The organism is Salinivibrio sp. IB574, assembly GCF_001996205.1.
GTDB classification, from domain to species: domain Bacteria; phylum Pseudomonadota; class Gammaproteobacteria; order Enterobacterales; family Vibrionaceae; genus Salinivibrio; species Salinivibrio proteolyticus.
The window spans coordinates 90,227-102,024 of record NZ_MUFN01000003.1 but is presented as its reverse complement, the minus strand read 5'-3'; the positions used below and the strand labels follow the sequence as shown (position 1 = coordinate 102,024).

Below are 11,798 nucleotides of genomic sequence, written 5' to 3'. Positions count from 1 at the left end.
TCTCACCTCGTTATACCTTTTCTGCCACCAGCCCTCGCGCATGTTGCGACAATTGCTTGGCCAGCTCTAACATTTCCTTTTCTGGAATTTGGCGGATGATATCCCCACTGCTCATTTCATAAACGGTGATGATACTTCTGCCCGTATCCTCATCAAGCCGGAATGCTAGGCCTTTGTTAAAAGAGGACATAAACTCATCGAGACGTTCGACCAACTTCTCCAGCTGCTCACGTTGCATTTCGCGGGTTTCGTTAAGACGCTCCGCTTGTTCAACGCGTCGCTGCTGCATAGACTCACGCGTTTCTCGACGAACGGCCTGCTGGTTTTGACTCACGCTAACCTGATCAGGCCGAGTTTTTCCTACTCTCTCTTCTCTTGCAATCTTTGTGCCGTCGGAAGAGCCGGTATGAGGCAGGGATGAAGTTGAAACGGATGAAATGTCCATTACGATTCACCTCCTGTTAGCGTAGCGGCGGAGTATCCGCCGCTACTGGGTTATAAAGCGTGATTAACCCAACAGGCTCAGTGCCGCTGACGGCGCCTGCTTGGCCTGTGCCAGAATCGACGTACCAGATTGCTGTAGGATCTGAGACTTAGTGAACTCAGTGGTCTCTTTAGCGAAGTCCACATCGCGGATTCGGCTATTAGAGGCGGTCACGTTCTCGTTCACGTTGTCCAAGTTCGCAATCGTGTGGCTTAGACGGTTCTGTTTCGCACCCAGCTCAGCACGGTGTGAGTCGATAAACTGCATCGCGTTATCGATAAGACCCACGGCTTTCTGTGCACCACCGATAGTCGAAACATCCACATCTTTGATGGTTTCATCAACCTTGGTACCCATTGCCAATGACGTTGCCAATGCACCGGTAAAGGTAGCATCAGACCCGGATGCTGTCACAACCTGAAGCTCGCCGTCCTCAGTCACTGAAGCACTCAGTTTGTCATCTGCCTGACCATTAATATAGGTAGCAATTTCTTCAATGTCATCGCCGCCTTTTGCGGTCACGTTGATAGAGGTCGTTGCACCGTCCGCATCCGTGATAGTAATGGCTAAGGTTGCACCGTCTGTTGCTGTCCAACCTGCTGATTTTGCGTTTGCTGCAGTAAAGCTAGCACCACCCATTTCAGCATGGTCAGCACGGATGTTTTTGAATTCCATCATCACGGCTTCACCGGCATCCGCACCCACCTGGAATGAACGCGTACCGAATGTGCCGTTGAGTAGTTTCGCACCACCGAATGATGTGGTTTCTGCAATACGGTTTAATTCGTCTTGCAAGGCCACCACTTCTTCTTGGATAGCTGCACGCTCAGAATCACCGTTTGCACCGTTAGCGGACTGCAAGGATAGGTCACGCATACGCTGCAAGATGTTACTTGACTCTTCCATCGCCCCTTCGGCAGTTTGCGCCATAGAGATACCGTCGTTGGCATTACGTACGGCAACATCCAGACCGCTGCTTTGAGACATCAAGCGGTTAGAAATTTGTAGACCCGCTGCGTCATCCTTGGCGCTGTTGATACGATAACCGGATGACAAACGTTCCATTGAGTTGTTCAGCGCGTCGGTTGAATTATTCAAGTAACGCTGAGCAGTCATTGCAGGGACGTTAGTGTTAACTGTAATAGCCATAACTATTCTCCTTTGGTTCTAGGTCCGGCTTCGCCCAGCTGACCAGGGAAAACCAGTTCGAAAATCTTTCACAACCCATTTAGCGGCGCACAGTCAAAAAGCTTTAGTATTTTTTGCGTGCTGACGATGGCTAAACCACCGTCGCTTCATGGTGCTATGGAAGTTAACGTCCACAGGAGAAATATCTTTAGCGTGATTCGCGAAAAAAATGACATAAAAAAAGCGGCAATCACTTGCCGCTTTTTAGTTGCTTGATTTGTCAGTGTTACTGAAGCAAGTTCAGTGCAGCTTGAGGCATCTGTTTGGCCTGAGCCAACATCGACGTCCCCGCTTGTTGGAGGATCTGTCCTTTCGTCATGGCCGTGGTTTCGCGCGCGAAGTCAGTATCGCGAATCCGGCTATTGGACGCAGACACATTCTCTTGAATGTTCGACAAGTTGCTGATGGTGTGGCTCAAGCGGTTTTGCTTCGCACCTAGGTCAGCACGCTGACTGTCGATATAACGCATCGCGGAGTCAATCACACCAACGGCCATTTGTGCACCGCCCACATCCGAGACGTCGATGTCTTTGGTAGTGATCAAGTCACCGTTACCGGCAACCAGTCCTAACGATGTCGCAAGTCCGCCTCCGAAGGTAACTGTGCCTTCGACTTTGGGCTCTTCGATAAAGATTTGCAATTGCCCCTCTTCATCGACAGACGCAGTGAGCATTTCATCGGATTGACCATTAATGTAACTGGCCAATTCTTCAACATCATCACCTGGCTTGGCACCGATCGTTAAGCTGACATTTTCACCGTCTTTGGTGGTAAATTGCAGCTGTAGTGTTGATGCGGTCGGGTCAACTTGCCAGTCAGCCGATTTTGACTCCGTGCCAACGAATTCAACCCCACCCATGCGGAAATCATCCGCGCGAATGCTGGTTAAACCCATGATGATTGCTTCACCAGCATCGGCACCGATTTGGAAAGACGCATCCCCGAAAGAGCCGTTGAGTAGGCGTCGCCCACCGAAAGCCGTAGTTTCTGCAATACGGTTTAGCTCATCCTGCAAGGCTGCAACCTCTTCTTGAATCGCGATACGCTCGGATTTACCGTTCGCGCCATTCGCTGACTGCAATGAGAGATCTCGCATACGTTGCAAGATGTTAGTGGATTCTTGCATGGCGCCTTCAGCGGTCTGCGCAATCGAAATACCATCGTTGGCGTTTCGCATTGCCACATCCAGACCACGCGTCTGAGCAACCAAACGGTTAGAAATCTGCAAACCCGCCGCGTCGTCTTTAGCACTGTTGATTCGGCTACCTGACGACAGACGTTCCATTGAATTATTCAACTCATCAGTCGCTTTATTCAGGTAACGCTGCGCAGTCATCGCAGACACGTTGGTGTTAACTGTTACACCCATTTTGCTCTCCTTTGACTTTCGCTTGCTTTGCGAAACAGCCTACCCGCGACGTGTTGCACTGTTTGTTTGCGGTGCTGCGGGAACAGCTTGTTAATCAGTTTCAAGATCAGCCCGTTCAAAAACTGGCCGCTTGATGAATTTAATACAATATGTGTGCCAACTTTATAAAGTTCATTTTAATCAATGATTTATAGTCTTTTATTACTCAACCAATCGTCTTAAGAGGCAACGCCTAAACCATAAAATGCGGCGAAAGCGGCAAACGAGCGGCAATGCCTATCCAACTTTATTTGCCTTGTTACCTTGCAAGTAAGTTGCCAAGCACGCTAACCCACAGATCAAAGGAACATTTTTTGCATTAACCTTGGCTTGCCATACAGCGCCATTGCCTTGACAGGCAGCGCCAACGGCCGTGCTCACCACAGCTAGAATAGGACGACGCAATCTATGACCCAAGATAACGATGGCCATACCAATATGACGTTGGATGAGGCATTTAAACTCGGCATAAACCTTTATCAGGAAGGAAATAAAGCGGACGCCCGCGACGTGTTCGAGCAAATTTTGTCTCATGCGCCCGATGCGGCACAAGTGCGGCAAGTCCTCGCCGTATTAGATGCGGAGGAAGGCAATCTCGAGCAGGCGATGGCGCATATCAACCATGCACTGGCACTCACTCCCGACGATTTATCATTACTGTTTGATAAAGCGCAGCTGCTGGTTCAACAAGGAAAGAACACGGCAGCGATGGAGATCGTCGAACGTCTATTTGTTGCCGCGCCAACCAACCCTGACATTCTGAACCTACGTGCCCAACTGACTGACAAACTCGGCCATAAAGGCGAAAGCCGTCGTACCCATGCATTACGTGACGAGTTACACCAACTCAAAAATCAAGGGCTCGCCGAAGAAATTGAGAAAACCATGACATTAGCGGCGAACTTCATGGCTGATGGACATGTGGAGCAAGGCGAACAGCTCTATCAAACGATCTTAACGCTTGAGCCGGATTACCCGCCGGCACTGATGGCACTGGCGCAGTATGCGCTGGATGATGAAGCCTTCGGAAAAGCTCATCAGTTGTTACTCCGAGGCAGTGATAAAGCGCAAGCTCATCCAGTTTGGCAACTGCTTCTGATCAAAGCCGAATCGGGATTAGGCCACTATGCCCACGCGAGACGACGCTGCCTGAGCGTGTATAAACAAAGCCAAGATCCAGCGTTTCTCCGACAATTATTGGTTATTTACCTCAATGAGCGAAACTGGTTAGAAGCCAGTAAACTTGCTAAGCAGTGCTTGCGGGAAGACCCTGAGCGCGGAGAGTTACATTATGCGCTGGCGCGTGCCACATTTGAGCATTTGAAACAGCATCACCAATTTACCCACGAAAAACTGACCCATTGCTACCATATTCACGAAAAAGCCTGCCAATACGTCGTGGGTAAGCATGCGAATACCTTGCAAGCGCAATTAGGCGAATTAGATTGGTATTTAGGCAACATTGATAGCGCGCAAAAGCGTCTCGAATCGCTATTGGCTGACAGCCCGGATGATCACGCGCTGCGCTTTAACTTAGCGTTTGTCTATCGCACTCAGATGGCATGGCCCGCATTTTATGAGGCCAACGAAGCTGGCATTGAATGTGGGCGTCGACTGAAATATCACGGTGAGTTACCACGTTGGGACCTTTCTCGTCCCGAAAGCGATGCTGTACTCATTATGCCTGAACAAGGTGTCGGGGATGAGCTCGCCTATTTTCATAATGTGCCTATGGTGGTGGAACGTGCCCGAAAGGTCTACGTTGGCTGTGATCCTCGTCTTGAGCCCGTGCTCAAAGCTGCCTTTCCCACCACAGAGATCGTGCCTATTTCACGTACTGATGGGAAAGATATCCATATTCCTGATCACGTGTTGGCCGATATCAATAGCTGGGTCGCGGGCGGCTCACTGGCGGGAATTTGTTATCAGCACTTCGAACGCCACCTTTACCAGCAAACCTATATTCATGCGTCGGCGACTCAAGAGACACCTTGGCAATCGGTGCTAGATGAACTGAAAGCACAAGGGCCAGTTATTGGCGTTTGCTGGCGAAGTGGCTTGGCGGAGGCAACACGGAATATCCATTATTTGATTGCCGATGAACTGGGGCAATGGTTAACGGAAATGCGCTCCCTTCATCCTAAGGTTCAGTTTGTGAACCTACAGTATGGCGACTGCTCAAAAGAGCTGGCCAAAGTTAAAAAGCAAACTGGGGTCGAGGTTGTGCAATTGCCAAGCTTGGATCTCAAGGATGATTTTGTCGGGAGTGCGAATGTTATGGCATCCATTGACGGCGTGTTTACCGCAGGTACCGCTGTTCACCGGACCGCCGTTGCGGTAGGGGCACCTTGTTATGTCTTTTTTGCCGGTCACAAAGACAGTGATCCTATGCAAGCGGTCGCAATGTCTGGCCATCAAGAGTATGCGTTCTGCTATCCACCCTTAATGAACGATAAAAAGCCGCTATTGGACGCCATGGCACAGGCCATGTATCGCGATTTATTGACCTGATAACTGACGTTGTCTCAATACCACTAACAGCAAAAGGGCAGTCAATACTGCCCTTTTCATAGAAACGTCTCACCGTTAAAGCACGTTGACGATGCGGATTAGATATAGTTGAACAGCGATAAGTCTTTCGTTTTAGCAAATGCTTGTTGCGATGCCTGTAGGGCTAACATGTCTTCATTCATATCTATCGCGGCTTGGGTATAGTCCAAGTCCTCCATAGTGCCCAATGAGCGATTTAGCACCAATTTGAAATCTTTGTGCATGCTCTCTTGCCGATCTAGCGTAGTCAAACGTGTCCCGACCTCAGAACGGGCCTTGTTTAAGTGTTTGAAGGCCGCTGCAAACTGATCGGTGACTTGATGCAGCTCTGCGGTTGCAGACGCATCATCGATGTCAGCATACGACAACGCGGCACCATTTTTAAACGCATCAAAGATGGTGAAGGTGTCTTGACGCTCGAGTGCAATGGTATCGCCGGGCTTCATCTCACCTTCAAAGGTCATTTTAAGCGTGTTCCACTCAATCCCATTTTGAGGATCGTAGAGCCCAGTGCTCACTTCGGTCCCGTTTTGGGTCAATGAATAGGTTGTATCCCCACTGGCATTTACATCAAAGGTCACTGCATACGCGGCGTTGTCTGCATTATTGCTGTTTTCTGCGCGAGCAAGTAGCAACAAGGAGCCATCTTGCAAATCGTACTCGGGCTGATAATCCCCATAGGGGTTATCAATTTCCATAAACATTTTATCGCCCGGATCCGATGTGGGCACTTCTACCGCGGGGGCAACTTGCGCAGTACGAAAATAGCTATCACCGGCATAACGGACATTGCCTTGACTGTCGCGATAAAAAGGTTGCGTGCTGGTTTGGGTCCCTGAGAACAAGAAGTTGCCTGATTCATCCTTGGTATTCACCAAGTCCATAAAATTATCAAACATACCTTGCAAGTCTTGACGGTGCGCGGTGCGATCGTCATCGGATAGCGACCCGTTGATCATCGCCATCACTTTGCGTTTCGCACTGTCCATCAATTGCTCAGACTCATCAATCGCGATCTCTTCACGCGTTTGGCGGTTTCTCGCTAACGTTATCGAGTCAATGAACTGATCAATTTGTTCGTCTTGCTGGCGGAAATTCTGAATATAAATTGACGACACAGGATCATCACCTGCAGTGATCACCCGCTTACCGGTCGCCATTTGTTCTTGATTATCTTGCACCTTAATATTCTGGCGCATGATATCGTTAGACACTGACTGGTAGTTGTGAAAGCTGGCAATACGGCTAATCATGATAGCTATCCTTATCGTGTCGCATTGAGCAGTGAATCAAACGTCTCATTTGCCGCTGTCATAATGCGCGACGCCGCCATATAGGCACGTTGAAACTTCATCATATTCGCGGCTTCTTCGTCCAAATTGACCCCGGCGATTTCAGCAACGCGTCCTTCGGCCGCATCATGCTCCACCAAGCTGACATCTTGCAGTCGTTCATACGACGCTTTTTGTACGCCAAGGTCGGTATTCAACCCTTCATACACATCCAACAAGGTAGAACGTCCGTTATCCATCAGCTTTTGCGTTTGCAATTCTTGCATTCGGATCAGGTTACTGTTGTCGCCATCTGCTGGGATCAGACTAATGGCAAGAATGTCGTCAGGCGCCGCTTTATCGTTAATCTCAATCAAAGTGCCATTGACGTTAATCGGCCCAGTTGGCGGATACGCTTGGGGGGCAAGCAGTACTTGTCCGTCTGTATCCGTGACCGCAAACTGACTCCCATCGGGTGATATGCGAACTTGGAATTCTTTCTGAGCCCCAGACTGTAGTACGCGCACATCCCCCTCACCATGGCTAATTGAGCTGGCGCTGACATAACTTTGAGCGGCAATGCCAGCAGGATCATCCATCACCATATGGATTTGCCCTGCAGCTGCACGCGCGGGCCGCAAAAAGACCCGTTCGTTAGGCGCAAGGTTAGCGTCGATTTGAACGCGCATGCCATCTACATTAAAACTTGGCGGTGTTCCGCTTGGCGTTACCGTTGATTGCTGACCATCAGGTGACGTGAGTGTGTATTGCGCACCATCAAATTTTAATTGATAATCACCAATTTTAAGCTTCTGAAGATCATCGATGTACACTTTAAGATCGGCGGTCGAATCACCATTTTTGATCACCCGAGATGCCGCAATACGGTCGTCATTAAAGTCGGTCAGGATATTCTTGCCAATCTCACCATTTAGATCGAAGCCTTGTCCTTGCAAATCGTTTAACGCTTGAGAAAATCCAATCGCCATACGGCCAAGTTCGTCGCGCGCCTGACCCAGTGTCTGGTCGCGATATTCAAATAACGCGCCGAGCTTACCGCGAATATCGCGATTAGAAATCGCCTTCACGCTTTTCCCTTCAACCAAGGCCAGCTGACGTTCTTGGTGATCAGGCTTTCCCGGTAAAGTAGTGAGTTCACTGCTGTTCATCCCCGACACTAACATATGACCACTGCCGATGATGACGTTAAATAAGCCATCTTCACGCGCATTAACACTGACTTGGGTGTATTCAGCTAACTCACGAATGAGCTTGTCATGACGGTCAAGTAGATCGTTCGGCTCGCCCGGTGTTTTCAGAATAGCTTTATGAATATCAACAATTTCGCGGCCAATATCGTTCATACGCTTGACCGTGGCATCGATTTGCGAGGAGGTATCAATCGACTGCTGCTGAAGTACGCCATATACGTCGTTTAATCCAGCAGACACCATGCGCGCTTTCTCTAGCACCACCTTACGCGCTCCCATATCACTCGGGCTATCGGTGAGGCCTTTTACTGCACCAAAGAACTCATTCATATTGTCAGGAATTTTCCGCGCTGAGTGCGCCATCATATCGTCAAGGCGCCCAAGCTGATCATTGCGCGCGGCGGCATGTTCTAAATTGGAGGTAGCAATATTGAGCTCATTAACGGCAAACTTATCGTAATTACGGCGCACTGCAGCGGCGTGTACGCCGTCACCGTAGTTATTCCCTCCCCAATAATGAGGATCGTTAACTTGTTGCTCAACAGACTGACGGCTATAACCCTCAGTGTTCACATTGGAAATATTGTGACCTGTGGTATTAAGTTGTCGCTGTGCGGTGAGTACACCTTGCGACCCAAGGGAAAGCAGGTCAAAGCCCATTGTGCCTCCAGAAAACCCGGCAATAGAAACGAGATACAGGAATCAAAGCAAGAATTGAGCCAATAGAAATATAGGCTTTTTATTTTATAAAAATCAGTAAGTTAATATAACTCTTCAACATGAGACAAAGAAAGGAAAGGACAACGGCAAGCCCTTGCCTGCCGTTATTGATCCATCATGCCGCGGACTTGATCGAGCACGCGGAGCACCTTGTTCGAATAATCCGGATCGGTCGCATAACCGGCCTGATGCAACTCGCGAATAAATTGCTCTGGTTGTGCGGACTGGGACAGTGCCTGCTGATAGCGAGGGTTGCTATTGAGGAAAGAGACGAAGTCGTCAAAGCTATCTTGATACGATGGGTAGGCACGGAAACTCGCGGTTTCTTGAACCGGTATGCCATCATAGACTTCTAAGGTCTGCGTCGCGACTTTATCGCCTTGCCAGCGCTTATCGGCCTTAATATTAAACAAGTTATGGCTGTTATCGCGCGCATTGGCGATCACTTTTTTACCCCATCCCGTTTCTAGCGCCGCTTGCGCAAGAATAATCGCAGGATCGGTACCTAGCGCCCGAGCGGCTCGACGTGCGTGAGGCGTGAGGGTTTGCACAAATGATTCTGGCGAATCAAACGATTCTTTACGTATAGGACGCTCTGGAATACTTGGCGGCGCAATAGATTGTCTGTCCAGTTCAACCATTGCTTGTTCTGCCGCTTGCCGACTTTGATCTTTATTCACGGGCAGTGCGTTCGCGGATGCGAAAGCGGCCTCTTTTAAGTTGGTTTGGGGCTCACCCGATTGCGCGCTGCCTAGCTGTTGCACAATCATATCTGCCAGGCCGAGGGAACCCTCTCGGCTCAGTTCACTGGCAAGTTGCTCATCGGCCATTTGCTCGTAAAATTTCGACGTGCGGTTATCAATCAAATCCGATTCAAAAGCTTCATTCGCTTCTCGCATCGATTTGAACAGCATTTGTGTAAACAACGACTCAAACTGTTCTGCCGCCGCCCGCAATGCCGCTTTTTCATCACCATCTTTACCACTTACGGCTTTTTGCCGTAGTGAATCGAGCTGGCTAATGTCATGCACAAACTGGCTATCAACCGGTGATTTCATTGTTCTGCCCTATATCACGATCAACTGGCCATCAATGGCACCTGCTTGTTTCAGCGCTTGCAGTATTGCCATCAGATCTGACGGTGCTGCCCCCACGCCATTAACGGCACGTACCAAGTCGTCCAAGGTCACGCCCGGCTTAAAGTGGAACATCCGCCCCTCTTCTTCTTGCACTTCAATATCAGTATCCGGCGTAACGATCGCTTCCCCGCCCCCGAGCGGATTAGGCTGACTCACATTGAAATCTTCATTAATGGATACTGTCATCCCACCATGAGTGATCGCCGCAGGTCGCAAACGAACATTTTGTCCCACCACGATCGTCCCCGTGCGGGAGTTTACAATGATCTTGGCGGCGGCATCGCCCGGCTCAAATTCAATGTTTTCCACCGTCGATAAAAACGCGACGCGCTGGCTGACATCACGAGGCGCTCGAACACGTATAGACGTCGCATCCATCGCTGAGGCCATTGAAGGGCCTAAGAAGCGATTAATGGCATCCGCCATACGTTGGGCAGTGGTGAAATCTGCTTGGAATAAGTTGAAGGTCAAGAAATCGCCGCGACCAAAGGGATTGGGCACTTCGCGCTCAACAGACGCGCCATTAGTGATACGGCCAACCGTTGGTGTATTCCCCACTAATCGTGAGCCATCCGCCCCCGTGGCGCTAAAGCCACCCACAATCAAGTTGCCTTGTGCAATGGCATAGACGTTACCATCCAAACCTTTCAGGAAGGTTTGCAACAGCGTTCCCCCGCGCAGGCTTTCAGCCGAACCAATCGAGGAAACCGTAACGTCAAGTTTTTGACCCTGCTTCGCAAAAGCGGGTAAATCTGCCGTAACAGCCACCGCCGCAATGTTGGCTGCCTGAGGGTTGATGTCGGGTGGCAGCTGGATGCCAAAGTTTTCCAGCATAGATTTAAAACTTTGATCGGTAAACGGCGTGCTCTCACCGGTGCCCGGCAAACCCACGACCAGACCATAGCCTGTCAGGGTGTTGCTGCGCACGCCTGCCACTTCCGACACATCTTTTATGCGTGCCGCGAGGCTCGGAAACGCCACCACCAGCAATACAATCGATAACAACCACTTTTTCACGTCAACTCTCCGGCACGTTATTGCGCTATAAAGTGACATTAAAGAATCGTGCCAACCAGCCTTGCTCTTGCGTATCTTGGCGATCACCCGTTCCTGAATATTGAATACGCGCGTTAGAAATACGTGTCGATGCAATCGTGTTATCTGGGCTAATGTCGGCCGGACGAATGGTACCGCTGAGGCGTATGTATTCATCCCCTGAGTTTAATGTCAGCCACTTTTCACCTCGAACCATGAGGTTACCATTCGCAAGAACATCAATTACTTGGACTGAGATTGATCCCTGTAGGCTGTTGCTCTGATCGGCTGAAGCAGAGCCTGTGAAGGAGTTATCGTTACTCACTTCATAAGAAAGGGTCCGCTCGCCGATAGTGATCTCTTCCCCCCCCAACGAGAGCGGATCCATGCTAAGGTCATTGGATTTCGCCAAATCAGAGCTCGCACTTTTTTGTGCTTGCGTGTTCTCTTCGAGCATCACGGTGACGATATCCCCCAAACCGCGCGGTTTAGACCCGTCATAAAGGTCACGCTGGCGAGTACTATCAAACAAGGAGCCTGTCGCCGTCGCGTAATGCTCTGGGGGTTGCTGAGGACGAATGGGTGACCAAGCCGGATCACCTGCTTTGGGATCTTCGCGTTGGCGGAGTAAGCCAATCAGCCCCTCACTGTCTGGCGCTGTCTCGCCCTCGACCGCATCCGTGGTTGAGGTTGCTTGGTCAAGATCACTACCTGTGTCTTGCTGACCCGGCAAAGAGCAGCCGCTCAGACCGAACAAGGCCATAAGCAACAAGCTTGGCATTAAAACACGTT

Annotated in this window: 9 protein-coding genes; 1 reads left to right on the top strand and 8 read right to left on the bottom strand. The window is 49.9% G+C overall.

Going from position 1 to position 11,798, the window contains the following annotated elements:
• Positions 1-10: 10 nt before the first annotated feature.
• The 3 genes from BZJ17_RS02515 to BZJ17_RS02505 all read right to left on the bottom strand — a co-directional run bounded on the left by BZJ17_RS02515 (position 11) and on the right by BZJ17_RS02505 (position 3,041).
• A complete protein-coding gene (locus tag BZJ17_RS02515) occupies positions 11-445 on the bottom strand; it encodes a flagellar protein FlaG (RefSeq protein WP_069589313.1) in 435 nt (144 codons plus the stop codon).
• Positions 446-508: 63 nt separating this feature from the next.
• Positions 509-1,633 carry a flagellin gene (locus BZJ17_RS02510; RefSeq protein ID WP_077639652.1) on the bottom strand — a complete coding sequence of 375 codons (1,125 nt, stop codon included), beginning with the start codon at positions 1,631-1,633 and terminating at the stop codon, positions 509-511.
• A gap of 265 nt (positions 1,634-1,898) precedes the next feature.
• Positions 1,899-3,041 (bottom strand): flagellin, encoded by a 1,143-nt coding sequence (locus BZJ17_RS02505; protein WP_077639651.1) that lies wholly within the window; start codon positions 3,039-3,041, stop codon positions 1,899-1,901.
• A 447-nt stretch (positions 3,042-3,488) separates the two neighbouring features.
• On the opposite strand from BZJ17_RS02505, the gene BZJ17_RS02500 reads away from it, so the two are divergent.
• On the top strand, positions 3,489-5,591 hold the full coding sequence (locus BZJ17_RS02500; protein WP_077639650.1) for a tetratricopeptide repeat protein: 2,103 nt from the start codon (positions 3,489-3,491) through the stop codon (positions 5,589-5,591).
• A 98-nt stretch (positions 5,592-5,689) separates the two neighbouring features.
• Here the strand turns inward: BZJ17_RS02500 and flgL are convergent, their stop codons facing one another.
• The 5 genes from flgL to BZJ17_RS02475 form a co-directional block, all read right to left on the bottom strand.
• The gene (flgL, locus tag BZJ17_RS02495; protein ID WP_077639649.1) at positions 5,690-6,883 is read right to left on the bottom strand and encodes a flagellar hook-associated protein FlgL; all 1,194 of its coding nucleotides are present in this window, start codon (positions 6,881-6,883) and stop codon (positions 5,690-5,692) included.
• Between the two features lie 11 nt (positions 6,884-6,894).
• Positions 6,895-8,772, bottom strand: a complete 1,878-nt coding sequence (flgK, locus tag BZJ17_RS02490) for a flagellar hook-associated protein FlgK (RefSeq protein WP_077639648.1) — start codon at positions 8,770-8,772, stop codon at positions 6,895-6,897.
• A 164-nt stretch (positions 8,773-8,936) separates the two neighbouring features.
• Positions 8,937-9,890, bottom strand: coding sequence for a flagellar assembly peptidoglycan hydrolase FlgJ (gene flgJ, locus BZJ17_RS02485; protein WP_077639647.1), 954 nt, complete (start codon positions 9,888-9,890; stop codon positions 8,937-8,939).
• A gap of 9 nt (positions 9,891-9,899) precedes the next feature.
• Entirely contained in the window at positions 9,900-10,988 is a 1,089-nt protein-coding gene (locus BZJ17_RS02480) for a flagellar basal body P-ring protein FlgI (protein WP_069589303.1), read from the bottom strand.
• Positions 10,989-11,013: 25 nt separating this feature from the next.
• Positions 11,014-11,769 carry a flagellar basal body L-ring protein FlgH gene (locus BZJ17_RS02475; protein WP_240531947.1) on the bottom strand — a complete coding sequence of 252 codons (756 nt, stop codon included), beginning with the start codon at positions 11,767-11,769 and terminating at the stop codon, positions 11,014-11,016.
• Positions 11,770-11,798 lie beyond the last annotated feature (29 nt).

What these genes read in the sequence shown, in the direction of transcription:
- BZJ17_RS02475 (WP_240531947.1), bottom strand. Translation starts at nt 11,769, where the DNA reads ATGGCCTTGTTCGGTCTGAGCGGCTGCTCTTTGCCGGGTCAGCAAGAC.
- flgJ (WP_077639647.1), bottom strand. Translation starts at nt 9,890, where the DNA reads ATGAAATCACCGGTTGATAGCCAGTTTGTGCATGACATTAGCCAGCTC.
- BZJ17_RS02500 (WP_077639650.1), top strand. Translation starts at nt 3,489, where the DNA reads ATGACCCAAGATAACGATGGCCATACCAATATGACGTTGGATGAGGCA.
- BZJ17_RS02515 (WP_069589313.1), bottom strand. Translation starts at nt 445, where the DNA reads ATGGACATTTCATCCGTTTCAACTTCATCCCTGCCTCATACCGGCTCT.
- BZJ17_RS02510 (WP_077639652.1), bottom strand. Translation starts at nt 1,633, where the DNA reads ATGGCTATTACAGTTAACACTAACGTCCCTGCAATGACTGCTCAGCGT.
- BZJ17_RS02505 (WP_077639651.1), bottom strand. Translation starts at nt 3,041, where the DNA reads ATGGGTGTAACAGTTAACACCAACGTGTCTGCGATGACTGCGCAGCGT.
- flgK (WP_077639648.1), bottom strand. Translation starts at nt 8,772, where the DNA reads ATGGGCTTTGACCTGCTTTCCCTTGGGTCGCAAGGTGTACTCACCGCA.
- flgL (WP_077639649.1), bottom strand. Translation starts at nt 6,883, where the DNA reads ATGATTAGCCGTATTGCCAGCTTTCACAACTACCAGTCAGTGTCTAAC.